The organism is Pseudomonas sp. LSJ-87, assembly GCF_032971465.1.
Lineage (GTDB): Bacteria > Pseudomonadota > Gammaproteobacteria > Pseudomonadales > Pseudomonadaceae > Aquipseudomonas > Aquipseudomonas putida_Z.
This window is the reverse complement of record NZ_JAWJYQ010000003.1, coordinates 88,291-113,478: the sequence shown is the minus strand read 5'-3', so window position 1 is coordinate 113,478 and position 25,188 is coordinate 88,291. Positions and strand designations below refer to the sequence as shown.

19 protein-coding genes are annotated in these 25,188 nt (G+C 65.3%); 11 read left to right on the top strand and 8 right to left on the bottom strand.

Annotation, left to right across the window (positions count from 1 at the left end; translation table 11 throughout):
• Positions 1-159: 159 nt before the first annotated feature.
• The 7 genes from RYH74_RS03525 (at position 160) to RYH74_RS03495 (ending at position 10,267) form a co-directional block, all read left to right on the top strand.
• Positions 160-1,323, top strand: a complete 1,164-nt coding sequence (locus RYH74_RS03525) for an efflux RND transporter periplasmic adaptor subunit (RefSeq protein WP_317408968.1) — start codon at positions 160-162, stop codon at positions 1,321-1,323.
• Entirely contained in the window at positions 1,320-4,412 is a 3,093-nt protein-coding gene (locus RYH74_RS03520) for a multidrug efflux RND transporter permease subunit (RefSeq protein WP_317408967.1), read from the top strand. Before RYH74_RS03525 ends, RYH74_RS03520 begins: the two co-directional genes overlap by 4 nt.
• Positions 4,413-4,421: 9 nt before the next feature.
• Positions 4,422-5,096, top strand: a complete 675-nt coding sequence (locus tag RYH74_RS03515) for a heavy metal response regulator transcription factor (protein ID WP_025337735.1) — start codon at positions 4,422-4,424, stop codon at positions 5,094-5,096.
• On the top strand, positions 5,071-6,459 hold the full coding sequence (locus RYH74_RS03510) for a heavy metal sensor histidine kinase (RefSeq protein WP_075043803.1): 1,389 nt from the start codon (positions 5,071-5,073) through the stop codon (positions 6,457-6,459). Before RYH74_RS03515 ends, RYH74_RS03510 begins: the two co-directional genes overlap by 26 nt.
• Before the next feature lie 315 nt (positions 6,460-6,774).
• Positions 6,775-6,999 (top strand): hypothetical protein, encoded by a 225-nt coding sequence (locus RYH74_RS03505; RefSeq protein ID WP_075043802.1) that lies wholly within the window; start codon positions 6,775-6,777, stop codon positions 6,997-6,999.
• A 205-nt stretch (positions 7,000-7,204) separates the two neighbouring features.
• Positions 7,205-8,539: an OprD family porin gene (locus RYH74_RS03500; protein ID WP_075043801.1), complete on the top strand. Its 1,335-nt coding sequence runs from the start codon at positions 7,205-7,207 to the stop codon at positions 8,537-8,539.
• A 237-nt stretch (positions 8,540-8,776) separates the two neighbouring features.
• Positions 8,777-10,267, top strand: a complete 1,491-nt coding sequence (locus RYH74_RS03495; protein WP_286101065.1) for a GGDEF domain-containing protein — start codon at positions 8,777-8,779, stop codon at positions 10,265-10,267.
• On the opposite strand, the gene RYH74_RS03490 is transcribed toward RYH74_RS03495, so the two are convergent.
• A complete protein-coding gene (locus RYH74_RS03490) occupies positions 10,264-10,740 on the bottom strand; it encodes a ferritin-like domain-containing protein (protein WP_025337730.1) in 477 nt (158 codons plus the stop codon). The two genes, RYH74_RS03495 and RYH74_RS03490, sit on opposite strands and share 4 nt — an antisense overlap.
• A 203-nt stretch (positions 10,741-10,943) precedes the next feature.
• Between RYH74_RS03490 and RYH74_RS03485 the strand changes: the two genes are divergently transcribed.
• Positions 10,944-11,165, top strand: a complete 222-nt coding sequence (locus RYH74_RS03485; RefSeq protein ID WP_075046881.1) for a DUF3820 family protein — start codon at positions 10,944-10,946, stop codon at positions 11,163-11,165.
• Positions 11,166-11,287: 122 nt separating this feature from the next.
• Here RYH74_RS03485 and RYH74_RS03480 read toward each other — a convergent pair whose 3' ends face one another.
• The 3 genes from RYH74_RS03480 to ptsP are packed head-to-tail and all read right to left on the bottom strand — an operon-like array spanning position 11,288 to position 16,824.
• Entirely contained in the window at positions 11,288-13,027 is a 1,740-nt protein-coding gene (locus tag RYH74_RS03480) for a PTS fructose-like transporter subunit IIB (protein WP_317408966.1), read from the bottom strand.
• Positions 13,024-13,971, bottom strand: a complete 948-nt coding sequence (pfkB, locus tag RYH74_RS03475) for a 1-phosphofructokinase (RefSeq protein WP_025337728.1) — start codon at positions 13,969-13,971, stop codon at positions 13,024-13,026. The genes RYH74_RS03480 and pfkB overlap by 4 nt, the downstream gene beginning before the upstream one ends.
• Positions 13,972-16,824 carry a phosphoenolpyruvate--protein phosphotransferase gene (gene ptsP / locus RYH74_RS03470; RefSeq protein WP_317408965.1) on the bottom strand — a complete coding sequence of 951 codons (2,853 nt, stop codon included), beginning with the start codon at positions 16,822-16,824 and terminating at the stop codon, positions 13,972-13,974. It lies immediately after the preceding gene.
• A 284-nt stretch (positions 16,825-17,108) separates the two neighbouring features.
• On the opposite strand from ptsP, the gene cra reads away from it, so the two are divergent.
• Positions 17,109-18,104 carry a catabolite repressor/activator gene (gene cra, locus RYH74_RS03465; RefSeq protein WP_317408964.1) on the top strand — a complete coding sequence of 332 codons (996 nt, stop codon included), beginning with the start codon at positions 17,109-17,111 and terminating at the stop codon, positions 18,102-18,104.
• Between the two features lie 2 nt (positions 18,105-18,106).
• A complete protein-coding gene (locus RYH74_RS03460; protein WP_286101062.1) occupies positions 18,107-18,883 on the top strand; it encodes a TatD family hydrolase in 777 nt (258 codons plus the stop codon).
• 155 nt (positions 18,884-19,038) lie between these two features.
• Here RYH74_RS03460 and ampE read toward each other — a convergent pair whose 3' ends face one another.
• From ampE to RYH74_RS03445, 3 genes are all read right to left on the bottom strand, one after another.
• Positions 19,039-19,869 carry a regulatory signaling modulator protein AmpE gene (gene ampE / locus RYH74_RS03455; RefSeq protein WP_025337724.1) on the bottom strand — a complete coding sequence of 277 codons (831 nt, stop codon included), beginning with the start codon at positions 19,867-19,869 and terminating at the stop codon, positions 19,039-19,041.
• Entirely contained in the window at positions 19,866-20,438 is a 573-nt protein-coding gene (gene ampD / locus RYH74_RS03450) for a 1,6-anhydro-N-acetylmuramyl-L-alanine amidase AmpD (RefSeq protein ID WP_025337723.1), read from the bottom strand. The genes ampE and ampD overlap by 4 nt, the downstream gene beginning before the upstream one ends.
• A 333-nt stretch (positions 20,439-20,771) precedes the next feature.
• A complete protein-coding gene (locus RYH74_RS03445; protein ID WP_075043795.1) occupies positions 20,772-22,919 on the bottom strand; it encodes a DUF1631 domain-containing protein in 2,148 nt (715 codons plus the stop codon).
• Positions 22,920-23,162: 243 nt separating this feature from the next.
• Here RYH74_RS03445 and nadC point away from each other — a divergent pair, with 243 nt between their 5' ends.
• Positions 23,163-24,011 (top strand): carboxylating nicotinate-nucleotide diphosphorylase, encoded by an 849-nt coding sequence (nadC, locus tag RYH74_RS03440; RefSeq protein ID WP_046616049.1) that lies wholly within the window; start codon positions 23,163-23,165, stop codon positions 24,009-24,011.
• A gap of 163 nt (positions 24,012-24,174) precedes the next feature.
• On the opposite strand, the gene trxB is transcribed toward nadC, so the two are convergent.
• Complete coding sequence (gene trxB / locus RYH74_RS03435) at positions 24,175-25,137, bottom strand: thioredoxin-disulfide reductase (protein WP_317408963.1); 963 nt, start codon at positions 25,135-25,137, stop codon at positions 24,175-24,177.
• Positions 25,138-25,188 lie beyond the last annotated feature (51 nt).

Sequence of the window (25,188 nt, the reverse complement as noted above, 5' to 3'; positions counted from 1 at the left end):
GACGCAAGGCCGCTCCCACAAAAGAAATCCGCGCATGACCAAAGGGCGCAAAACTGACAGCGCTGTCAGCCAGCGGTCACGCTGCCGACCCGGTTCGGGGGCTATAAGCTTGAATACAGACAACCACTCCCCTCCCCTCTGGCCAAGGTGCCCGCACCGATGCGACGTCCGTCCCGCCCTGTCATCCTCGCCGCCCTGGCACTCCTGGTCCTGGCGGTAGCGGGTATCTGGTTCGGCCAGCGCCAGCCAGCACCTGCCACCCGCGCGCAAGCCGCCATCCCGGTGCGCGTGGTCAGTGTCGTCCAGCAGAACGTGCCGCGCTACGCCAGCGCCATCGGCTCGGTGCTGTCGCTGCACAGCGTCGAGGTGCGCCCGCAAGTGGAGGGGGTACTGACCCAGGTGCTGGTCAAGGAAGGCCAGTGGGTGAAGGAAGGCGACCTGCTGGCCACCCTCGACGACCGCGCCATCCGCGCCAACCTCGACCAGGCCCGTGCCGAACTTGGCCAGAGCCAGGCACAGATCCAGGTAGCCAACGTCGACCTGCAGCGCTACCGCCTGCTGAGTACCGACAACGGCGTTTCGAAGCAGACCCTCGACCAGCAGCAGGCCCTGGTCAACCGCCTGCAAGCCACGGTCAAGGGCAACCAGGCGGCCATCGCCAATGCCGAGGTGCAGCTGTCGTACACGCAGATCCGCTCGCCGGTGACCGGCCGGGTGGGTATTCGCAACGTCGACCCCGGTAACCTGGTACGCACCAGCGATACCCGCAGCCTGTTCAGCGTCACCCAGATCGACCCGATCGCCGTCGAATTCGCCCTGCCGCAGCAAATGCTGCCAACCCTGCAAAGCCTGCTGAAGGCGCCCACCCCGGCACTGGTGCAGGCCTACATGGATGCCGACGGCGAACGCAGCCTGCTCGGTGAAGGCCACCTGGCACTGATCGACAACCAGATCTCCGCCACCACCGGTACCGTGCGGGTAAAAGCCGAGTTCGACAACAAGGACGGCCGCCTGTGGCCGGGCCAGCTGGTCACCATCCGCCTACGCACCGCCGTGGAAGAAAACGCCCTGGTGGTCCCGCCGCCTGTGGTACAGCGCGGCGTCGACGGGCACTTTGTCTACCGCCTGGACGGTGACAAGGTCAGCAGTGTGCCGGTCAAGGTGCTGTACCAGGACAGCGGGCTGAACATCATTGCCGGGGTCAAGCCGGGCGAGCGCCTGGTGCTCGATGGCCAGTCGCGGCTCAAGCCCGGTTCGCGGGTCGAGGTGGCCCCCGACGCCCCCGCGCCGTCGGAAATGGCCGACCGCCGGAGCCAGCCATGAACACGCACAACGGTGTTTCGGCCTGGTGCATCGACCACCCCATCGCCACCCTGCTGCTGACCTTCGCCCTGGTGCTGCTGGGGGCCATCGCCTTCCCGCGCCTGCCGGTGGCACCACTGCCGGAAGCCGACTTCCCGACCATCCAGGTCACCGCCCAGCTGCCCGGCGCCAGCCCGGAAACCATGGCCTCGTCAGTGGCCACGCCGCTGGAAGTGCAGTTCAGCGCCATCCCCGGCATGACCCAGATGACCAGCAGCAGCGCACTGGGCTCGACCAACCTGATCCTGCAGTTCACGCTCGACAAGAACATCGACACCGCCGCCCAGGAAGTGCAGGCGGCCATCAACACCGCCACCGCGCGCTTGCCGCAAGACCTGCCCAACCCGCCGACCTGGCGCAAGGTCAACCCGGCCGACAGCCCGGTGCTGGTGCTGACGGTCAGCTCCAGCCAGATGCCTGGCAACGACCTCAGCGACTACGCCGAAACCCTGCTCGCGCGCCAGCTGAGCCAGATCGACGGGGTCGGCCTGATCAACATCACCGGGCAACTGCGCCCGGCGATCCGTGTGCAGGCGCAACCCGAGAAACTGGCCGCCATCGGCCTGACCCTGGCCGACCTGCGCCAGGCCATCCAGCAGACCAGCCTGAACCTGGCGAAGGGCGCGCTGTACGGCGAACACAGCGTGTCGACCATCGCCGCCAACGACCAGTTGTTCCACCCCGACGACTACGCCCAGCTGATCGTCTCCTACCGTGACGGTGCACCGGTGCACCTGAAGGACGTGGCCAAGGTGATCAATGGCGCCGAGAACGCCTATGTCAAAGCCTGGTCCGGCGACCAGCCCGGGCTGAACCTGGTGATTTTCCGCCAGCCTGGCGCCAACATCGTCGATACCGTGGACCGGGTACTGGCTGCCCTGCCCAAGCTGCAGGAGATGCTGCCAGCCTCGGTCGAAGTGTCGGTGCTGCAGGACCGCACCCAGACCATCCGTGCCTCGCTGCATGAAGTGGAGCTGACCCTGATGATCGCCGTGGCCCTGGTGATCGGGGTGATGGCGCTGTTCCTGCGCCAGTGGTCGGCGACCATGGTGGTGTCCAGCGTGCTCGGCGTATCGCTGATCGCCAGTTGCGCGCTGATGTACATCTTCGGCTTCAGCCTGAACAACCTGACCCTGGTGGCCATCGTCATCTCGGTGGGCTTCGTGGTCGACGATGCCATCGTCGTGGTGGAGAACATCCACCGCCACCTGGAGGCCGGCGACGACAGCCGCACGGCGGCGCTCAAGGGCGCCGGGGAAATCGGCTTCACCGTGGTGTCGATCAGTTTCTCGCTGATCGCCGCGTTCATCCCGCTGCTGTTCATGGGCGGCGTGGTCGGCCGGCTGTTCAAGGAGTTCGCCCTTACCGCCACCGCCACCATCCTGATTTCGGTGATGGTTTCGCTGACCCTGGCGCCAACCCTGTGCGCACTGTTCATGCGCCGCCCGCCCGGAGAGCACAAGGGCGGCTTCGGCGAGCGGCTGGTCAGGTGGTACGAAAAGGGCCTGGACCGCGCCCTCGCCCACCAGCGCCTGACCCTCGGCATGTTCGGCCTGACCCTGGCCCTGGCGGTGGCCGGTTACGTGGGTATCCCAAAGGGCTTTTTCCCGCTGCAGGACACCGGCTTCATCCTCGGCACCAGCGAGGCGGCGGCGGATGTGTCGTACCCGTCGATGATCGAGAAGCACCAGGCGCTGGCCAAAATCATCGAGGCCGACCCGGCGGTGCGCGCGTTCTCCCACTCGGTGGGCGTCACCGGCAGCAACCAGACCATCGCCAACGGCCGTTTCTGGATCGCCCTCAAGCCGCGTGGCGAACGCGATGTATCGGCCAGCGAACTGATCGACCGGCTGCGGCCCAAACTGGCCCAGGTACCAGGCATCGTCCTGTACATGCGTGCCGGCCAGGACATCAACCTGAGCTCCGGCCCGTCGCGCACCCAGTACCAGTACGTGCTCAAGAGCAACGACGGCATGGCGCTGAACCTGTGGACCCAGCGCCTGACCGAGCGCCTGCGGGAAAACCCGGCGTTCCGCGACCTGTCCAACGACCTGCAACTGGGCGCCAGCGTCACCCGCATCGATATCGACCGCCAGGCCGCGGCACGTTTCGGCCTGACCACCACCGACGTCGACCAGGCGTTGTACGACGCCTTCGGCCAGCGGCAGATCAGTGAATTCCAGACCGAGACCAACCAGTACAAGGTGATCCTCGAACTGGATGCCCGCCAGCGCGGCAAGGCCGAAAGCCTCAACTACTTCTACCTGCGCTCGCCGCTGACCAACGAGATGGTGCCGCTGTCGGCAGTGGCCCATGTGGCGCCGCCCAGCACCGGGCCGCTGTCGATCAGCCACGATGGCCTGTTCCCGGCAGCCAACCTGTCGTTCAACCTGGCCCCGGGCGTGGCCCTGGGCGATGCGGTGACCATCCTCGAGCGCACCCAGCGCGAACTGGGCATGCCCGACTCCATCAGCGGCAACTTCCAGGGCGCGGCCCAGGCCTTCCAGAGTTCGCTGTCGAGCCAGCCGTGGCTGATCCTGGCTGCGCTGGTGGCGGTGTACATCATCCTCGGCGTGCTGTACGAAAGCTTCGTCCACCCGCTGACGATCATCTCCACCCTGCCCTCGGCCGGCCTCGGCGCACTGATCCTGCTGTGGGCCATGGGCCAGGACTTCAGCATCATGGGGTTGATCGGTGTGGTGCTGCTGATCGGTATCGTCAAGAAAAACGGCATCCTGCTGATCGACTTCGCCCTCGAAGCCCAACGCCGCCAGGGCCTGACCCCGGAGCAGGCGATCCATCAGGCCTGCCTGACGCGCTTCCGGCCGATCATCATGACCACCCTGGCCGCCTTGCTCGGCGCGGTGCCGCTGATGTTCGGCTTCGGCACCGGTTCCGAACTGCGCCAGCCACTGGGCATCGCCGTGGTTGGCGGCCTGCTGGTGAGCCAGGCGCTGACGCTGTTCACCACCCCGGTCATATACTTGGCCCTGGAGCGCCTGTTCCACCGCCGCCAGGCCGCCCGTGCGGCGGCGCCCAGTGCCAGTTAGGACAAGACCATGCGTGTGCTGATCATCGAAGACGAAGAAAAAACCGCCGACTACCTGCATCGCGGCCTCAGCGAGCAGGGGTTTACCGTCGACCTGGCGCGGGATGGCATCGATGGCCTGCACCTGGCCCTGGAAGGCGACTACGCGGTGATCGTGCTGGACGTGATGCTGCCTGGCCTGGACGGGTATGGCGTGCTGCGCGCCCTGCGCGCTCGCAAGCAGACACCGGTCATCATGCTGACCGCCCGTGAACGGGTCGAAGACCGTATCCATGGCCTGCGCGAGGGTGCCGACGACTATCTGGGCAAGCCGTTTTCCTTCCTCGAACTGGTCGCCCGCCTGCAAGCCCTGACCCGCCGTAGCAGCAACCATGAACCGCTGCAGGTGCAGGTGGGTGACCTGTGGATCGACCTGATGGCGCGCAAGGCCACGCGCGCCGGCCAACGCCTGGAGCTGACGGCCAAGGAGTTCTCGCTGCTCAGCGTGCTGGCCCGCCGACAAGGTGAAATCCTGTCGAAGACGGCGATTGCCGAGCTGGTCTGGGACATCAATTTCGACAGCGATGCCAACGTCGTCGAAGTGGCGATCAAGCGCCTGCGCGCCAAGCTCGACGGGCCTTTCGACAACAAGTTGCTGCACACCATCCGAGGCATGGGCTATGTCCTGGAAAACCGTGCGGGGTAATTCCATCGCACTGCGCCTCTCGGCGCTGTTCATCCTGGTGGCGCTGGGCGTGTTCCTGCTGATCGGTTCGGCGCTGTACCGCCAGGTCGACCGCAGCCTCGACCTGCTGCCGCAGGCCGAGCTGGATGCGCGTTTCAGCGTGCTCGAGTCCACCCTCAACCGCTTCGGCACACCGGAGCACTGGGTCAAGATCAACAACAAGCTCAACCTGCTCAGTGAAGAGGACAAGCGCATTCGCTTCTGGGTGGTCAGCAGCAACCCGGCCTACGAATACGGCCACCCCAGCGAACTGGTCCGCGCCTTCGCCGAAGGCGCGCAGGGCATGCGCGACCTGCGCCTGCCCGACCGGCCCTACCCTTACAAGGTGCTGGTCAGCGAACTGCCGGCCCTGGGCGAGCGGCCGCCGCTGCGCTTTCTGATCGGCATCGACACCGAAACATTCTGGCAGGCGCAGCACAGCCTGCTGGTGGCGATTGTCGGGCTGGCGGTGCTCGGCGTGCTGCTGGCCTCGCTACTGGGCTACTGGGTGGCGCGTATCGGCCTGCGCCCGCTGCTGGCATTGTCCGTTGAGGCCCAGGCCCTGGCCCCTCCGCGCCTGGACGGGCGCCTGCAGACCCACGCCCTGGCCCCGGAGCTGGCGCAGTTCGCCGGCGCCTTCAACGCCGCGCTCGACCGGGTAAGCCAGGCCTACTCGCGGCTGGAGGCGTTCAATGCCGACGTCGCCCACGAACTGCGCTCGCCGCTGACCAACCTGATCGGCCAGACCCAGGTGGCGCTGACCCGCGGGCGCAGCGCCGAGCATTACTTCGAAGTGCTGCAATCGAACCTTGAGGAACTGGAGCGCCTGCGCAGCATCATCAACGACATGCTGTTCCTGGCCAGTGCCGACCAGGGCAGCAAGGCCACTGCCCTGACCCAGGCCTCGCTGGCCGAGGAAGTGGCGACCACCCTCGATTACCTGGACTACATTCTCGAAGACGCGCAGGTCAGCGTGAGCGTGAGCGGCGATGCCCAGGCGCCCATTGAAAAGGCCCAGCTGCGCCGGGCGCTGATCAACCTGCTGAACAACGCCGTGCAGCACACCGCACCGCACCAGGTGATCAAGGTGCAGATCGATGCCGGGCCGCAGCAGGTCAGCATCGCCGTGAGCAACCCGGGGCCGGCGATCGACGATGAGCACCTGCCGTTGCTGTTCGAACGCTTCTACCGGGTGGATGCGGCACGTAGCAACAGTGGTGGCGGTAACCATGGGTTGGGGTTGGCGATCGTCAAGGCGATTGCGCTGATGCATGGTGGGGAGGTGTTCGTGCGTAGTGCCGCTGGGGCCAATACCTTTGGGATCAGGCTGCCGGCCCATGCCTGACAGGAGGTCGCGGTCGATGTGGGAGCGGCCTTGTGTCGCGAAAGGGCTGCGCAGCAGCCCCGACAAATGCTGCCATGGCTCAGAACCTGGGGCCGCTTCGCGCCCCTTTCGCGACACAAGGCCGCTCCCACAAAAGTAAAGACCGCGTAGGCCCTCTAGCATGCAGGTTTGCGGCGAAAGTCCAATTGCTTTTCCTGCGATAATTACCTTTTGCGCAACAGTGCTTATCGCACTTCGCTCTGTTTCAAGTGCATTGAAAGGACTAACTTTACCCCCGTCCTCATTAGCACTTGCACCGCAAGAAGGTAGTTTCAAATGTCCAACAGTATGGGTATTGCCAGCGTCTTCGTCCTGTCTTCCCTGTTGTTGTCGCCCCTGGCCATGGCCGAAGAATCCAATGCTTTCGTCACCCGTAATGCTGAGTTCGCCGCGGTCCACCAAGAGGCCCGCGAAGCCGTAGCCGCACAGCAGGCAGACGCCGCCAAAGACGCAACCCAGACAGCTTCCAAGGTTTCTGTCGATGCCAACGCCGACAGCTGATCAAGCGCTGTCGCTGCTCCCGTTTTCCCTTGGCTACGCCATGGGCACCACCGGTGCCGATATGTTAGCCTTTTAAAGCCGCTGCCGATCAGCGGCTTTTTTTATGTGCTTCAACTATCAGCCAAGCTGTAACGTCCACCTATAAAAAAGACGCACATTCGAAAATAAAAACTGCCCCACCGCCAGACCCAAGGAGCTAGTACCGGTGCCTTCCGCGTTTCGTTTTACCCCGTTGTTCATTGCGTTGACTGCAACGATCCCTTTCGCCGCCCAGGCAGATGAAGACAAGGCTGATGGCTTCATCGAAGGCTCGTCCTTCAACCTGCATTTCCGTAATGCCTACTTCAACCGCGACAACCACAACGCCGGCGTGCGCGACACCCGCGAGTGGGGCCAGGGCGCGGTTGCACGCTTCGAGTCGGGCTACACCCCAGGTGTGGTCGGCTTTGGCCTGGACGCCCACGCCATGCTGGGCCTGAAACTCGACGGTGGCGGCGGCCATGCTGGCACCAGCATCCTGCCGACCCACCAAAAGAACGAAGACGAACTGGGTGCTGCCCCGCACTCGTTCTCCACCGCCGGTGCCGCAGTCAAGCTCAAGGCGTTCGACACCGAGCTGAAAGCCGGTGACCTGTTCCTCACCAACCCGGTGATCGCCGGCGGCGAAACCCGCATGCTGCCGCAGACCTTCCGTGGTGTGAGCCTGACCAACACCAGCATCGACGGCCTGCTGCTCGAAGGCGGCCAGGTGAGCTTCACCAAGCCGTACAACCAGAGCGGCCACCGCCGCATCGACACCTACTACGGTTCGCTGGGCGAGCATGACAAGAGCAAGCACCTGAACTGGGCCGGCGCGTCGTGGAGCGGTACCCCGAACATCACCGCCAACCTGTATGCGGCCGAGCTGAAGGACATCTGGAACCAGTACTACGCCGATTTCGACTACACCTATGTGGTCAACGACCTGGTCAGCCTGAACCCGGGCGTGCACTTCTATCACACCCAGGACACCGGCCAGGCCCTGCTGGGCAAGATCGACAACAACACCTATAGCGTGCATTTCACCGTCAACGCCGGGTTCCACAGCGTCACCGCCGCCTACCAGCGGGTCAATGGCAACACGCCGTTCGACTACATCAACCTGGGCGACAGCATCTACCTGGACAACTCGCGCATGTACTCGGACTTCAACGCACCGAACGAGCGCTCGTGGAAGCTGCAGTACAACTATGACTTCGCTGGTGTGGGCATCCCTGGCCTGACCACGGTGTTGTCGTACTCGCGCGGTGAAGCCGACCTGACCAAGGCCGTCCAGGACCCCACCCACTACGACTACTACCGTGCCGATGGCAAGAACGCCATGCACTGGGAGCGCGACCTGGACGTGAAGTATGTGTTCCAGGAGGGTGACCTGAAGGACCTGTCGGTGCTGGTGCGCTATGCCACCCACCGTGGCAGCCAGGGTTATGCGTCGATCGACAGCAACAGCGACAACGATGAACTGCGGGTGATCGTGGATTACCCGTTGAACGTGTTCTGATCCTGGTTTAAAAGGAAGTACACATAACCCCTGTGGGAGCGGGTTCACCCGCGAACACCGGCGAAGCCGGTGCCAGACACCGAGTTGGTTTCTTCGCGGGTGAACCCGCTCCCACAGGGGCTTGTGGTAAATCCAGAATAAGGTATACCGTGATTCCGTCGGACAAATCTTGTCCGACAATCCCCGCTTCCCTAGAATGTCGCCGCCGCGAATGGCCCTGCCCACGCAGTAGCGAGCATGACCACCCGATTACCGCGTTTCGCACACTACAGGTCGCACCCCGAGCTGATCCTCAATCTGGGCAGTTGCCTTGCCGTGCTCGCCATCGTGGCCATCGTCAGCTACCTGCTGGCGCGCGAGCGCGACAATGTCGAGCTGTCGGCAATTCGCTCGTCCAACAATATCGTCCAGCTGATCGAAAGCGACATCCTGCGCAACGTCGAACTCTACGACCAATCGCTGCAGGGCCTGATCTGGGCGGTCGGGCGCAAGGAGCTGCCGGAAATCCCCGGCCCGGTGCGCCAACGCCTGCTATTCAATGAAGCCTTCGTCGACCGCAAGCGCGGTGACGTGCTGTGGCTGGACAAGCAAGGCAATGTGGTGGGCGACTCCACCAGCAGCGTGCCACGCAAGGCCAACTTCGGCGACACCGGGGTATTCCAGGCGCACCTGCACAACCCCAACCTCGGCCTGCTGGTGGGCCCGCCATTCAAGGCCAAGCTGGGCGACCTGGACTGGTGCATCAGTTTCAGCCGGCGTATCTCCGACGCCAATGGCGAATTCACCGGCCTGGCAGCGGGTGCACTGCGCCTGTCGTACTTCAGTGAGCTGTTCCAGCGCCTGGACATTGGCGATGACAGCAGCATCAACCTGCTCAACACCGACGGCCAACTGCTGGCTCGCCAGCCCAGCCGCACGCAAGACCCGCGGATCGGCAGCAACTATGCCGAGCGGCCCAATTTCAAACGCATTCTCAGCGAGCAGAGCGGCAGCTTCACTGCCCGCTCCAGCCGCAACGGCAAACCGCGCATGTACACCTTCGCCCGGGTCGCGCAGCTGCCGCTGATCGTACTGGTGGTGCATTCGGCCGAAGATGTGTTCGAGTCCTGGCGCCGCACTGCGATCCTGGTCAGCGTGGCCACCGGGGTACTCTGTGTCGGCATTCTCTCGCTGACCCTGCTGCTGGGCCGCGAACTGCGCCGCCGCCAAGAGGCGGAACAGGGCCTGGCGACCCTGGCTGCCACCGACAGCCTGACCGGTCTGGCCAACCGCCGCCGCCTGGACCAGGTACTGCGCCAGGAGTGGGCCCGCGCCCAGCGTAACCGCAAGCCGTTGGCCGTGCTGATGGTGGATGTGGACCATTTCAAGGCGTTCAACCAGCGCCACGGCCATGCCGGTGGCGACCATGCCTTGCGTGAAGTGGCCCGGACCATCGAGGAATGCATCCGCCGCCCGGCCGATCTGGCAGCGCGTTACGGTGGGGAGGAATTTCAGGTGGTGCTGCCGGAAACCGACCTGGCCGGTGCGCAGCTGCTGGCCGAGCGCATCCGCGCCAGTGTCGAGGCGCTGGCGCCGTTTGCCGATGATGCCCACTCGGTCACGGTGAGCATCGGCATCGGCCTGTCAGGCACCCAGCACGATCTGGCGAGGGTGCTGGGTGCTGCGGACGAAGCGCTCTACCGGGCCAAGGCCAAAGGCCGCAACCGGGTAGAGGGGCCTGCCGGCTAGGCGCGGGCGCGGGCGGCGTTGCGCAGGGCCCTGACCTGGTCATGGTTGCGCTGTACACCTTGCAGCTGTTTTTCCACCAGGGTGTAGGTCTGGTCGCTAGCGGTGCGGCCCAGCTTCACCAGTTTCTCGCGGGCTTCCTTGTAGGCCTTGAGGGCATGGTCCTCACCCCGCTCCACCTCGTTCAGCACCGCTTCCTCATCCTTGCCGGTGACCATCGCCTTGAGGTTGACCCAACCCCGATGCAGGTCACCGCTGATGCTGGTGGAGGTTTCCGGGTCGCCACCCAGGCGACGCACCTCGCTCTGCAGTTCGCCGGCCGCATTGGCACACTCACCGGCACGTTGAACGAAGAACGCTTTCAGTTCGGGGTTCTTCACATCATCGGCCGAGGCCTTGAAGCCTTTCTCGCCATCCTTGCTGTACTCGATCAGGTCGTTCAGCACGTCGATCACATCTTTGTTGGGATTGCTCATGGCACAAACTCCTTGGCAGGTGATAGTCATCTGTAATGGAGCAGCGTTCGTGCCAAGCCTTTAATCTCGACAAAATCTTTATAAATCAAATAGATACAAATATCAGAGCAGAACCTGAAAACGGCGTTCTGCATGATTGCCGCTTGGGCCTTCGTGCAGATTGCAGTATGGTCGGCGCTTTTCAACAGCCAGGTGCGCCGATGATGAAGCCGGAAACCCTCGAACTGCTGGTCACCCGCACCATGCCGTTTGGCAAGTATCAGGGGCGAATCATTGCCGACCTGCCGGGGGATTATCTGGCCTGGTTTGCGCGCAAGGGTTTCCCGGCGGGGGAATTGGGTGGGTTGCTGGCGCTGATGCACGAGATCGATCACAACGGGCTGGGTGAGCTGCTTGTGCCGTTGCGGCAAAAGCACGGGCGTTGACCTGTTCTGGCCTCTTCGCGGGTGAACCCGCTCCCACAGAGACCGCGCCGGACCTGATGCCTGTGCAGTACCTGTGGGAGCGGGTTCACCCGCGAAGAGGCCAGTAAGGCCCGCTGAAATCTCTAACCCTTCACCGGCGCTACCGCCAACTCCACCCGCTCGCTCTTCTTGATCACCGCATACACCACCGCCGTCAGCAGGCTACCCGCCACGATCGCCAACAAGTACAGCAGCGCATGGTTGATCGCATTGGGGATCAGCAGCACGAACAGGCCGCCATGCGGCGCCATCAGCTTGCAGCCGAAGTACATCGACAATGCCCCGGTCAATGCCCCGCCGGCCACGCTGGCCGGGATCACCCGCAGCGGGTCCTTGGCGGCAAACGGGATCGCCCCTTCGGAGATGAAGCACAGCCCCAGCGCCAGGGCCGCCTTGCCCGCTTCACGCTCGCTCTGGGCAAACTTGCGTCGGGCCAGGAAGGTGGCGATACCCAGGCCAATCGGCGGCACCATGCCGGCGGCCATGGTCGCCGCCATCGGCGCATAGCTCGACGAGGCCAACAGCCCCACCGAGAAGGCATAGGCGGCCTTGTTGATCGGCCCGCCCAGGTCGACGCACATCATGCCGCCCAACAACAGGCCCAAGAGGATGGCATTGGTGGTACCCATGCTGTCGAGAAAATGCGTGAGCCCTTCCAGCATCGCCGCCACCGGCTGGCCGACCACGTAGATCATCACCAGGCCGGTGAACAGGCTGGCCAGCAGCGGAATGATCAGGATCGGCTTGAGTGCCTCCAGGCTGCTGGGCAGGCGCGCCCAGCGGGCAATGGCCTTGGCGCTGTAGCCGGCGAGGAAGCCGGCGACGATACCACCGATGAAACCGGCGCCCAGGGTGCTGGCCAGCAGGCCGCCGATCATGCCGGGCGCCAGCCCCGGGCGGTCAGCGATGGACCAGGCGATATATCCCGCCAGCAGCGGCACCATCAGCTTGAACGCAGCCTCGCCGCCGATCTGCATCAACGCCGCCGGCAAGGTGCCCGATTCTTTATAGGCCTCGATACCGAACACGAACGACAGGGCAATCAGCAGGCCGCCAGCCACCACCATCGGTAGCATGAACGACACGCCGGTGAGCAGGTGCTTGTATACCCCGGTCTTCTCGCCCTTCGCTGACGTGCTCGCCGCTGCAGCATCGCTGCTGTTTTCCACCTTGGCTTCGGCCAAGGCCTTGTCCAGGGTGGCACGGGCCTGCTTGAGGGCGATACCGGTGCCACAACGGTAGATGCGCTTGCCGGCGAAACGCGCGGTGGGCACTTCGATGTCGGCGGCCAGCAGCACTACATCGGCTGCGGCGATGGCTTCCGCGGACAAGGGGTTGCGCGCACCGACCGAACCCTGGGTCTCGACGGTGAGCTGGTAGCCCAGTTGCTGCGCGGCCTGCTGCAAGGCTTCTGCGGCCATGAATGTATGCGCGACGCCAGTCGGGCAAGCCGTGACGGCGACGATGCGTGCGCCTGCGCTGCCAGCTTCGGCCGCAAGGCCTGGCACCGCGGCCAGCAGCCGGGCGTTGGCCGCCGCCTCATCGAGGAAGCCTTCGCGGTCGGCCAAAGCCTGGGACGGCGCGCTCTGGTACACGCGCTTGCCGACGAAACGCGCCAGGTCCACCGGGCCGGTGCTGACCACCAGCACCCAGTCGGCCTCGGCTATCTGCGCGGCGCTCAGTTGCCGCTCGGGGTGGCCGGCATCCTGCACTTCGACGCTGGTGCTCCAGCCCCGCCGCTGGGCAGCGGCGGACAGCAAGCGCGCGCTCAGCACGCTCGACACCTGGCCGTTGGGGCAGGCAGTGACAATGGCAATGTTCATCGGCAACCCTCTTGTTGTTCTGTCAGTTGCACGGCGGCTTCCAGACGCGCCAGTTGCTCGCGGTCACGGATGCCGAAACCAACCTGGGTAACAGCCTGTGCTGCGATCGCGGTGGCACGGGTCAAGGTCTGCGCCGGGGCTTCGCCCTGCAGCAGGCCGTGGACCATGCCGGCCACCAGCGAATCACCTGCGCCCACCGTGCTGGCGACCTGCACCTTGGGCGGGCAAGCATGTACGGCATGGTCATGGGTAAACCAGCTGACGCCCTGCTCGCCCGCCGACACCACCACGTGTTCGACGCCACTGGCCAGCAGACGCTCGGCAGCAGCGCGCTGCTGCGCCGGGTTATCCACAGCCAGGCCAAGCACTTCGCCCAGCTCTTCGGTATTGGGCTTGACCAGCCAGGGCGAGCTCTGCAGGCCGGCACGCAGGGCTTCGCCGCTGCTGTCCAGGGCCACCTTGAGGCCTTGCGCCTTGAGCTGTTCGAGCAACTGGCGGAACCAGTCGGCACTGATCCCGCGCGGCAGGCTACCAGCCACCACCACCGCGTCGTGGCCCGGGGCAATCTGCGCCAGGCGGCGCAACAATGCACTGCGTGCCGCTTCGTCGACTTCCGGGCCTTGGCCGTTGATGTCGGTGACACGGCCATCAGCCTCGACCAGCTTGATATTGCTGCGGGTTTCGCCCGGTACGCGGACAAAGCAATCGACGAAGCCGCGCCAATCGATCAGCGCTTCGAAGGGCTGCAGGTTGTCACGCCCGAGGAAGCCGCCAACAGTGACGCTGTGCCCCAGGTCGGCCAGTACCTGGGCAACGTTCAGCCCCTTGCCCGCGGCGTGGCTGTGCTGCTCCTGGCTGCGGTTGACCTGCCCCGGGCGCAGGGTATCCAGGCCGATGGTGATATCCAGCGCCGGGTTCAGGGTGAGGGTGAGGATCTTGGCCATTCAGTAACGCTCCACCAGCGCGCGAACCGCTGCGGCGCTGTCCTGTTGCAGGGCCTCGCGCGCCAGGGCGCGGGCCGTCTGGTGATCGGCCTGGCGGACCAGGGCCTTGACTTCGGCAATGCTGCGCGCGGCGACGCTGAGTTCGTCCACGTCCAGGCCCAGCAGCACGGCCACCGCCTGCGGGTCGGCCGCCAGCTCGCCGCACACGCCCACCCACTTGCCATGGGCATGGGCGGCGCGCACGGTCATGTCGATCAGGCTGAGCACCGCCGGGTGCAGGCCGTCGGCCTGGGCCGAGAGGCTGGGGTGGCCACGGTCGATGGCCAGGGTGTACTGGGTCAGGTCGTTGGTGCCGATGCTGAAGAAGTCCACTTCGCGCGCCAGCTGTGGTGCCAGCAGCGCTGCCGAGGGCACCTCGACCATGATACCCAGTTGCAGGTCGGCTACCGGGATCTCGGCACGCAGGCGCTCGACCATGGCGCGCGCCTCGCGCCATTCATGCACCTGCCCGACCATCGGGAACATGATGCGCAGCGGGCGCTGGTCGGCCGCGCGCAGCAAGGCGCGCAGCTGGTCCTCCATCACCTGCGGGCGCTGCAGGGTCAGGCGTACGCCGCGCACACCGAGGAACGGGTTTTCCTCGGCAGCGATCGGCCAGTACGGCAGCGGTTTGTCACCGCCGACATCCAGGGTGCGCACCACCAGCGGGCGCCCGTCGAGGCCATCGAGCACGCGGCGGTACTCGGCTTCCTGGGTCGCTACGTCCGGGGCCTGGGTGTGGGCCATGAAAATCAGCTCGGTGCGCAGCAGGCCCACGCCTTCGGCGCCCTGCTCCACTACCTTGGCGATGCCGTTGCTCTCGCCGATGTTGGCAAACACCTCGACAGCGTGACCATCACGGGTGACCGCCGGCTCGAAGCGGTTGGCCCAGGCGGCCTGCAAGCGTTGCTCGCGCAGGTCGCGCTCGGCCAGGGCCCGTTGCAGTTCATCCGCCGGCGGCGCCACGCTGACCACGCCACGCTGGCCATCGAGCAGCAACGGCGTGCCACTGTCCAACAGCAGTATCGACGCCCCCGCGCCCACTACCGCCGGAATGCCCAGGGCACGGGCGACGATGGCGCTGTGGGCGGTGGCGCCACCCTGGGCGGTGACGATACCGGCGACGCGGCTCGGGTCCAGCCGGGCGACATCGGACGGGCCGACTTCGGTCATCACCAGCACGTAGGGTTGCTCGGGTTCAGCCTGAGCCTGCACGCCACACAACTGCGCCAGCACGCGGCGGCCGATGTCACGCAGGTCGGCAGCGCGTTCGGCGAGCAAGGCATCGTGCAGCGACTCCTGCTGGCGCGCCGCCGCCTCGATCACTGCCATCCAGGCTGCCGCGGCGCTTTCGCCCTGGCCCAGGCGCTGCTCCACATCATCGGCCAGGGCCGGGTCGGCGAGCATTTCCTGATGGGTGACGAAGATTTCGCCAATGGCCTTGTCGCTGCGCTGGACCAAGGCCTGCAGCTCGCCATTGACAGTCGCCACGGCTTCACGCAGCTTCTGCCGCTCCAGGGCGCAGGACTCGCCGCGCAGGGGGTAGTCGAACTCACGCTCGACACACACATGCGCCGGGCCACTGGCAATGCCGGGCGCCGCACCCACGCCGTGGATGCGGCTACCGGCCGCGGGCGCTTGCAGCACTTCGGCCGCTGCGCCGGCTATGGTCGCCGCGCTCTGTGGCAGTGGCTCCACCTCTTCGCCCAGGCCTTGTTCGATGGCGGCCAGCAGCACCGGCAAGGCATCGGCGGCGATGGCTGGCTCAGCCACCAGCTCCAGCGCCTGGCCACGTCGGGCGCCGAGGCTGAGCAGCTTGCTCAGGCTCTTCACCGACACCGCTGGCTGTGCGCTGTCGACCAGGCGTACACGGATTTCCCCCTCGAAACCTTTGGCCAGTTGCGCCAATACCTTTGCCGGGCGGGCGTGCAAACCGTGCGGGTTGGCCAGCACGACCCGCGCGCTGGGCCAGTCCGCCGGCGCTTCACCGCCCAGCACTTCCAGTACCGCGCGGCTGCTGGTGGCCTGGTAGAGCATCTGCCCGCGGCCTTCGATCAGCACTTCGCACAGGCGCTCGAGCAAGGCTTGGTGGGCAGCACCGAGGCTGGCCAGGCAGAACAGGCCGTTGAGCGGCTGGTCGCGGTAACGCAGCGGCTGCTGGGGGGTGATGAAGGCCAGGCCCGGCTGGCGCACCTGGCGCTCGCTGTGCAGCCACCACAGGCCCTCGCCCAACGGCAGCGGCTCGGCCTGCTGCAGCACGGCGGCAAAACCGCTGTCGACGCAGTCGGCGCGCTGCAACAGGCGGGCGCCGCGCCAGGCCAGTTCATCGAAGTCCTCGGCCGCCAGGTTCAGGCCGACCAGTTGTGCATCCAGCGCTAGTTCCTGCGGCGCGCCCTGCAACAGTTTCAGCAACGCTTCGGCGGAACCGGCGCGGCGCAATGCCTCAGCCAGGTCGGTCTCGCCCAGGGCGCGGGTCAGCAGTTGCAGTAGGCGCAGGTGCTCGTCGGAACGGGCGGCGATGCCGATGGCAAGGTAGACCATCTGGCCATCGCCCCAATCCACGCCCTCGGGAAACTGCAACAGGCGCACGCCGGTGGCGTACACCAGGTCACGGGTCTGCGGCGTGCCATGGGGGATGGCAATGCCCTGCCCAAGGAAGGTGGAGCCTTGTGCCTCTCGGGCCTGCAGCCCTTGCAGGTATCCCTCGGCGACCAGGCCATCAGCGACCAGCCGGTCGGCCAGCAGGCGCAATGCCTCGGCCTTGTCGGCGGCCTTCTGGCCCATGGCTATCTGCTCCTTGGCGAGCTCGAGCATGACCTTCTCCTTTTGCAGTTCCCGGTCGGGTACTGGAGTATTGTTGTGAAATTCACTTGAACGGCCAGTTCAACAGCCTTGCACGGATGGCAGCCGAGGCAGAAAATTCGGCAGCTGAAACGATTAATCTGACCAGACGGCCACGTTACTCGATAATCTGCCGAGGAAAAAGCCCCATCCTGTCGGACAATTGCGACAATGGTCGTCTGCGCGTGGCGCCCTCGCCGGGTCAAACTACCCGGTCAGGGCTCACAGCCAGCCCCGGTAATAACAAGGAAAATTCGGTGAAACTCAGCGATATCGCCCGTCTGGCCGGTGTGTCCGTGACCACTGCCAGCTACGTCATCAATGGCAAGGCCGAACAGCAGCGCATCAGCAACAGCACTGTCGAGCGGGTACGCGCGGTGGTCGAGGCCCACGGCTTCACCCCCAACCCGCAGGCCGCTGGCCTGCGCAGCCGGCATACCCGCACCCTGGGCTTCATTCTCCCGGATCTGGAGAACCCCAGCTACGCCCGCATCGCCAAGCAGCTCGAACAAGGTGCCCGCGCCCGTGGCTACCAGTTGCTGATCGCCAGCAGCGACGACCAGCCCGACAGCGAGCGCCAGTTGCAGCAGCTGTTCCGCGCCCGCCGTTGCGATGCACTGTTCGTCGCCAGCTGCCTGCCGCCAGAGGACGACAGCTACCGCGAACTGCAGGACAAAGGCCTGCCGGTGATCGCCATCGACCGCCGCCTGGACCCTGCGCACTTCTGCTCGGTGATCAGCGACGACCGCGACGCCAGCCGCCAACTGGCCACCAGCCTGCTGAGCGCCGCCCCGCGCAGCATCGCACTGATCGGCGCACGCCCCGAGCTGTCGGTCAGCCAGGCACGTGCCGGCGGCTTCGACGAAGCCCTGCAAGGCTATGCCGGCGAAGTTCGCCGCTATCAGGGCGAAGCGTTCAGCCGTGAGTGCGGCCAGCGCCTGATGCAGCAGTTGATCGACGACCTTGGCGGCCTGCCGGGTGCCTTGGTGACTACCTCCTACGTGCTGCTGCAAGGGGTGTTCGATACCCTGCAGGCGCGCCCTGCCGACTCGCGCCAGCTGCAGCTGGGTACCTTTGGCGACAACCAGTTGCTCGACTTCCTGCCGCTGCCAGTCAATGCCATGGCCCAGCAGCATGGCCTGATTGCCGCCACCGCCCTGGAACTGGCACTGGCCGCGATCGAGGACAAACGCTACGAACCTGGCGTGCATGCTGTCGGTCGAACGTTCAAGCAACGCATTACAGCGGCCTGAACATGCGCCTGATCGACACCCACACCCACCTGGACTTCCCCGACTTCGACGCCGACCGCCCGCGCCTGCTGGCCAACGCGGCGTCGCGCGGGGTTGAGCGGATGGTGGTGCTGGGGGTGTACCAGGCGAATTTCCAGCGGGTGTGGGACCTGGCCTGTGCCGACCAGCGCCTGTTCGCCGCGCTCGGCCTGCACCCGATCTACCTTGACCAGCATCGCCCGGAGCACCTGGCGCAGCTGCGCGAGTGGCTGGAGCGCCTGCACGGCGACCCACGGCTATGTGCCGTGGGCGAGTTTGGCCTGGACTATTACCTCGAAGACCTGGACAAGGCCCGCCAGCAGGTGCTGTTCGAAGCGCAACTGCAGATGGCCTGCGACTTCGAACTGCCCGCCCTGCTGCATGTGCGCCGCAGCCATGCGCAGGTGATCGCCACGCTCAAGCGCTACAAGCCAGCGCGGGCGGGGGTGATTCATGCGTTTGCCGGCAGTTACGAAGAGGCCCGTGAGTACATCAAGCTGGGCTTCCGGCTTGGGCTTGGCGGTGCGGGTACCTGGCCGCAGGCCCTACGGCTGCGCAAGACCCTGGCGCGGTTGCCGCTGGACAGCGTGGTGCTGGAGACCGATGCGCCGGACATGGCGCCGGTCATGTTCCCCAGGGTGAGGAACAGCCCGGAGCACCTGCCGGAAATTGCCGGGGCGCTGGCGCAGGTGATGGGAGTGGATGTCGCGGAGCTGGCTGAAGCCAGCACCCGCAATGCTTGCGAGTTGTTTGGCTGGTAAGTTCAAGGTGACCGCGATTTTTGTGGGAGCGGCCTTGTGTCGCGAAAGGGCTGCGTAGCAGCCCCGGACTTTCAGCCCCACCGCACGAATCACTGGGGCCGCTTTGCGGCCCTTTCGCGACACAAGGCCGCTCCCACAAAAGAATGCGCCTGGCTTCAGACAAGCACCGTCCACAGCGCAAAACCGGCATACCACAGCACCGCACAACGCAGCAGCAGCTCCCACAGGCTGTCCAGCCGCCCCAGCCCGCGCTGGCTGTCTTCTTCCTCGGGAATGTCATCGGCAATGCGCCCGACCCGGGCCACCAGGTGTGCGGCGCTGATGTGCCAGTTGAGCACCTCGTGCAGCATCACCCGGGTGACCGCGAGGAAGTTGCCGACCAGGGCAAAACTCAAGGCCAGCACCCGTACCGGCAGCCAGTCCATGATATGCCTGAGCTGCTCGGCACGAGCCTTCAACGTCGGTTGCTTGCTGTGTTCGCCACACAGCGCCAGCAGGCGGTAGGCCAGCGCGGCACCCGGGCCCAGCACGAAGTACCAGAAGATCACCGCGAAAAAGCCCTGGTACACCTGCCACAGCAGGTTGCCCTGCACCCGCACCAAAAGGCTGTGCGGTTCGTCGGCCGCCAGCCCCAGGTCGCGCTCGGCCACATGCAAAGCGGCCTGGTCATCACCGCGCCGCCAGGCATCGCGGAACGGCCCCAACGATGCCTTGGCATCGCCGCGGCCCAGGCTGTAGATCAGCACCAGCAGGTGCACCGGCAATGCCAGCAAGCCATACGCCACCGGGTCCAGCACATGCAGCAGCAACACCAGCAGCGCTACCGGTGCCAGTACCAGGATGGCCAGCGTCCACCACGGGTGCACCTTGCCGCTGCGCTCCAGGCGCACCAGTTCGCCAAGGAAGAACCCATCGCGCTGCACCTGATGGCGCAGGGCCGAGAACTTCTCGACCCACAGCGCCAGCAACAACACCAGAAAACTCATGCCTTGTCCTCGTTTTGCTGCAGCGCCTGTCGGTAGCGCGGCCAGTCGAAGGCCGGGCCGGGGTCGGTCTTGCGCTGCGGGGCAATGTCGCTGTGGCCCTGGATGCGGCCCAGGTCGATGGCCGGCCAGGCACCGCGGATGTGCCGGGTAAGTTGCTCCAGTACCGTGTACTGGGCATCGGTATAAGGCAGATCGTCGGTGCCTTCCAGTTCGATGCCGATGGAGAAATCGTTACAGCCTTCACGCCCGTCGAAGCACGACACACCGGCGTGCCAGGCGCGGTCGAGCAACGACACGAACTGGGTCACCGCACCGTCACGCTCGACGAACAGGTGCGCCGACACGGTCAGGTGGTTGATGCTGGCGAAGTACGGGTGTTCGTCGGGGTCCAGGCGGTTCTGGAAGAATTGCTGGACCTTGCCGGTGCCGAAGCAGGCAGGCGGCAGACTGATGTTGTGGATCACCAGCAGGGAAATCGATTCGCCTTCGGGGCGGGTATTGAAGTTCGGCGAGGGGCAGTGGGTGATTCCGATTCCGTGGAACCAGCCAGTGGCACGGTCCAATTGCATGGGGCAGATCCTGAAAACGCCGTGAACAGGTCAACAGTATGCCCTGCGACCAACGGCGTTTGCATGTGAATGAATGTAATCCCGGCGGCACTCTCATAGAGCTGCACATAAATTATTGATTCAACAGGGTCTCTGTGGGAGCGGGTTCACCCGCGAACACCGGCGCAGCCGGTGCCAAGCACCGCGTTGGATTCTTCGCGGGTGAACCCGCTCCCACAGAGTAAGCGAACTGCCTGCCAACTCGGCTCTCTATGCAACAGCGCAGCACGAAGGACTGAGTTACCTCCCACAGAAATTGGGCGTGCTTGCAGGTTTTGCGCAGGGCAGTTGCTCCTACCGCCGCAGCCTGTCGAGCACCGCCTCCAGCGCTCGCTCGAACAACAGCCCGTCATCCAGCACTCGCACGTCGCCTCGGTGCAGTGCCTGGGCCAGGCTGGCACCATTCCATTCGCGCACTTTCATGCCGGTGCGGTTGGCGAACACCAGCCGGTCGCTGCTGTCGATGCGCGCCACCAGTTTGCAACGCAACGCTTCGTCCTCGTCCAGCACCTCGACCCAGGTACCGATACGCAGGCGCTGCACCTGGCGCAGCGCCACAGCCTGCCCGTCGGCAAACTGCAACGGAGCACAAGCGGGTTCTTCAGCAATCGCCAGGACGATGTCCTCGTCCACCAGCACCTCGCTCAGGGGTTGGCCCTCACCACCGGACTGCATCGCGGTACCTGCGCAAGCACGCAGGTGCAGCTGCTCCAGTTGCAGGAAGAATTCGCGGGTCGCTGCCGAATCCAGGGCCACGCTGGACAGGCCATCGCGAAGTGCCTTGAGCAGGCCCGGTACCTGCTGCAGCAAGGTATGTGGCTCGTGCGGCGGGGTGATGCTGGCCAGCAGCGTGTCCATCGTCTGCAAGGCGTCTCGCCAGGCCTGGGATGCCTCGCCCTGCTTGAGCCAGGCCAGCAGCAGTACCTGGCTCCAGGCCTGCACCAGCATCTGTACCACCACCTGCGGCAATAACCGGCCGCGCAGCCGCTGGTTGAGTGCATGCTGCACCTGCTGCCTGGCCTGCAGGGCTCGGGCACGCCCTTCTTCGGCGTCGCGGGTACGTTGTTCAAGCAGCTCGTTGCGCCGCCGCTCGTCCTGGTTGAAAGCGAGGAAGTCTTCGAGCAGTTCGGCGAACAGGCTGGCATCTTCGGCAAAATCATTGAGCAGGCGCTGGACGATACGCTCAACCCGCAGGTGCAGGCTGTCGCGCATGCCGTCGCTGCCGCATTCCCAACCGATTGCCGCGCCAGCGATCTCGTTGAGCAGGCGGCGGGCCGGGTGGCTGGCCCGACTGAACAGCCCCTTGTCCAGCAGGGCTACCTTCAGCAGCGGAATATGCAGGCGCCCGATCAGCGCACGCAGGCTGGCCGGCAGGTTGTCGTCGGCCTGGATGAAGGCGAACAGCAGCCCAACCAGGTTGATCATGTCCTCGTCGGCCACATCGATGCGCCGGCGTGTGCCGCTGCGCACGCTGACCCGCAGCAGCAGTTGTTCAAGCTGTTGGCCAAGCTCGAAATCATCGGCCTCGTGGGTAGCGGGCACGTAGTGCTGCAAATGCGAAAGCAGGCGCAGCAGGTCGGCGGTGCTGATTGGCTGGGCGGCGGCCACCGCCTGCAAACGAGGCGCGAACTGCCCGCGCGCCGGGGCCAGCAGTGTTTGCAACGAGGCAAAGAACGCCTGCCCTGCCGCGTCCGCGCCCACCTCGTGCCCCAGGTTCGCAGGCCCGCGTCGTGCGTTCATGCGCCGGTCTTCGGCGCGCCGGCGCGGTGCCGTTGGCAACTCGGGCAACACACCGGCAGCGGCCAGCAACTGGTTGGCTTCGCCATAGATCACATCGGCATCGCGCAACACATAGCGCTCGAACAGTTTCAGCAGGACCAGCTTGACCCGCAGGCAAACCCCCAGGTTGCGGCCAGCGTCGAGGAAGTAGCCGCACAGCGCTGCGGGCCCCAGCGGGTTGTGCTGCTCGTGCAGGGGGCGGTCGAGCAGTACCTGCAAGCGCAGGCCCAGTTGCTGCAGGGCAATGCCGTCGCGTGACAGCACCCGCGCGACCATGCCTTCGATCGCGGCGGCCCGCTCCACCTGGGCCTTGCTGCGCAGGTTGCCCGGCTCGACCAGGTGCGCCAGCAGGTCGACCTGGCCGATACGGGCAAAGGCATCATAGAACGTGTCGAGAAAACCGCGCTCGATGCTCTTGCGCTTCAGGCGCAGGTCGCGCATGGCCTCGAAGTACAGGTTCTGGTCACTGCGGTCGAAGGCCTTGTCGGCCATCTCGAAGAGGGTGTCGTCGGCGTTGTCGAACAAGTCCTGCAGGCCCTGACGCAACTGCAAGGCGGCCTTGTCCCGCACCTGCAGGAGCAACACCGGAAGGCAAGGCAGAGGCGTACGCCCGCCTCGATCGATGGCTGCCGCCAAGGGCACCACCTTGCCTTCTTTTTGCATCCTGTACTCCTTGCAGGGTGTCTCGCCCGAAGGGGCTGAAGATCGTCAAAGTCATGACGCCAAATACTGGTCACCATTATCGGTAAAAACCCGCACAGCTGCCAGCGCCGTTTCACTGGCTGGCTAATGACCCTGATTTAACCCCGCTTGCTCACACCGGCCGACCAAAGGTCATCGCCAAGGCGACTGTACACACCGGCCCCCTGCCCTATAATCGCCGGCATCTAGCTTGTGGAGCCGACCATGCCGAACCTACGCCTTGCCGACCTGACCGCTGAAATCGAAGCCAACGTGCGCCGTGCGCTGTTGGAGGACATCGGCAGTGGCGATATCACAGCGCAGCTGATCCCGGCCGAGCGCCTGGCCAAGGCGACCATCATCACCCGCGAAGACTGCGTGATCGCAGGCACCGCGTGGGTCGATGCCGTGTTCCGCCAACTCGACCCGCGCGTGGCCGTGCACTGGCAGGTGGCCGATGGCGAGCGCGCCACGGCCAACCAGCCGCTGTTCCATCTGGAGGGCCCCGCGCGTTCGCTGCTCAGTGGTGAGCGCAGTGCACTGAACTTCCTGCAGATGCTGTCGGGGGTCGCCACCCGTGCGCGCTTCCTGGCCGACCTGGTGGAAGGCACCCAGGTGCGCCTGCTGGACACCCGCAAGACCCTGCCGGGCCTGCGCCTGGCGCAAAAGTATGCAGTGACTTGCGGCGGTTGCGACAACCACCGCATCGGCCTGTACGACGCCTTCCTGATCAAGGAAAACCACATCGCCGCCAGCGGTGGCGTGGCCGCGGCCGTGGCGGCGGCGCACCGCATTGCGCCGGGCAAGCCGGTGGAAATCGAAGTGGAAAGCCTGGACGAACTGCGCCAGGCACTGGCCGCAGGTGCCGACATCATCATGCTCGACGAACTGAACCTGGAGGAGATGCGCGAAGCAGTGCGCATTACTGCGGGCAAGGCCAAGCTGGAAGCCAGTGGCGGGGTCAACGAGACGACCTTGCGGGTGATTGCCGAGACTGGGGTGGACTACATCTCGATTGGTGCCATGACCAAGGATGTGAAGGCGGTGGACCTGTCGATGCGGTTGAGCCTGTGAGCTGATTGCAGGCATGAAAAAACCGGCCATTGAGCCGGTTTTTTTTGGGGGGGGCGCTTTGCGCCCCTTTCGCGACACAAGGCCGCTCCTACAGAGATCGCATACCCCTGTAGGAGCGGCCTTGTGTCGCGATGGGCTGCGCAGCAGCCCCGGCGATTCAGAATCAGAACGAAGCGTTGGCCAGCCCGTCCAGGTAACGCTCGACATCCAGCGCCGCCATGCAGCCCGCACCGGCCGAGGTAATGGCCTGGCGGTAAACGTGGTCAGCCACGTCACCGGCGGCGAACACGCCCTCGACGTTGGTGGCGGTGGCATTGCCTTCACGGCCGCCGTTGACCACCAGGTAGCCGTCCTTGAGGGTCAGCTGGCCTTCGAACAGCGAGGTGTTCGGGGTGTGGCCAATGGCGATGAACACGCCGTCGACCTTGATTTCGTCACTGCTGCCGTCGTTGTTCTTCAGGCGCGCACCGGTCACGCCCATGTTGTCACCCAGCACTTCGTCCAGGGTGGCGTTGAGCTTGAGCTCGATCTTGCCTTCGGCCACACGGGCGTGCAGCTTGTCGACCAGGATCTTCTCGGCGCGGAAGGTATCGCGACGGTGTACCAGGGTCACCTTGCTGGCGATGTTGGCCAGGTACAGTGCCTCTTCCACGGCAGTGTTGCCGCCGCCCACCACGGCAACCGGCTTGTTGCGGTAGAAGAAGCCGTCGCAGGTGGCGCAGGCCGAAACACCCTTGCCCATGAAGGATTCTTCCGACGGCAGGCCCAGGTAGCGGGCGCTGGCGCCAGTGGCGATGATCAGCGCGTCGCAGGTGTATTTGCCGCTGTCACCCTGCAGGGTGAAGGGCTTGTTGGCCAGGTCGACGGCGTTGATGTGGTCGAAGACGATTTCGGTTTCGAAACGCTCGGCGTGCTCCTGCATGCGTTGCATCAGCGCCGGGCCGGTCAGGCCATGGGGGTCGCCCGGCCAGTTGTCGACTTCGGTGGTAGTGGTCAGCTGGCCGCCGGCCTGCATGCCGGTGATCAGCAGCGGCTTGAGGTTGGCACGGGCGGCATACACCGCGGCGCTGTAACCGGCAGGGCCGGAACCGAGAATGATGACGCGCGAATGACGTACTTCAGACATGTCGAACTCCTGTCGAGCGGGCCGCAGGGCCGGCATCGGTGCACCGGCTGC

Excerpts from the sequence above, each read along its gene's own strand:
- RYH74_RS03525 (WP_317408968.1), top strand. The coding sequence starts at position 160 with ATGCGACGTCCGTCCCGCCCTGTCATCCTCGCCGCCCTGGCACTCCTG.
- RYH74_RS03520 (WP_317408967.1), top strand. The coding sequence starts at position 1,320 with ATGAACACGCACAACGGTGTTTCGGCCTGGTGCATCGACCACCCCATC.
- RYH74_RS03515 (WP_025337735.1), top strand. The coding sequence starts at position 4,422 with ATGCGTGTGCTGATCATCGAAGACGAAGAAAAAACCGCCGACTACCTG.
- RYH74_RS03510 (WP_075043803.1), top strand. The coding sequence starts at position 5,071 with ATGTCCTGGAAAACCGTGCGGGGTAATTCCATCGCACTGCGCCTCTCG.
- RYH74_RS03505 (WP_075043802.1), top strand. The coding sequence starts at position 6,775 with ATGTCCAACAGTATGGGTATTGCCAGCGTCTTCGTCCTGTCTTCCCTG.
- RYH74_RS03495 (WP_286101065.1), top strand. The coding sequence starts at position 8,777 with ATGACCACCCGATTACCGCGTTTCGCACACTACAGGTCGCACCCCGAG.
- RYH74_RS03490 (WP_025337730.1), bottom strand. The coding sequence starts at position 10,740 with ATGAGCAATCCCAACAAAGATGTGATCGACGTGCTGAACGACCTGATC.
- RYH74_RS03485 (WP_075046881.1), top strand. The coding sequence starts at position 10,944 with ATGAAGCCGGAAACCCTCGAACTGCTGGTCACCCGCACCATGCCGTTT.
- RYH74_RS03480 (WP_317408966.1), bottom strand. The coding sequence starts at position 13,027 with ATGAACATTGCCATTGTCACTGCCTGCCCCAACGGCCAGGTGTCGAGC.
- pfkB (WP_025337728.1), bottom strand. The coding sequence starts at position 13,971 with ATGGCCAAGATCCTCACCCTCACCCTGAACCCGGCGCTGGATATCACC.
- ptsP (WP_317408965.1), bottom strand. The coding sequence starts at position 16,824 with ATGCTCGAGCTCGCCAAGGAGCAGATAGCCATGGGCCAGAAGGCCGCC.
- RYH74_RS03460 (WP_286101062.1), top strand. The coding sequence starts at position 18,107 with ATGCGCCTGATCGACACCCACACCCACCTGGACTTCCCCGACTTCGAC.
- ampE (WP_025337724.1), bottom strand. The coding sequence starts at position 19,869 with ATGAGTTTTCTGGTGTTGTTGCTGGCGCTGTGGGTCGAGAAGTTCTCG.
- ampD (WP_025337723.1), bottom strand. The coding sequence starts at position 20,438 with ATGCAATTGGACCGTGCCACTGGCTGGTTCCACGGAATCGGAATCACC.
- RYH74_RS03445 (WP_075043795.1), bottom strand. The coding sequence starts at position 22,919 with ATGCAAAAAGAAGGCAAGGTGGTGCCCTTGGCGGCAGCCATCGATCGA.
- nadC (WP_046616049.1), top strand. The coding sequence starts at position 23,163 with ATGCCGAACCTACGCCTTGCCGACCTGACCGCTGAAATCGAAGCCAAC.
- trxB (WP_317408963.1), bottom strand. The coding sequence starts at position 25,137 with ATGTCTGAAGTACGTCATTCGCGCGTCATCATTCTCGGTTCCGGCCCT.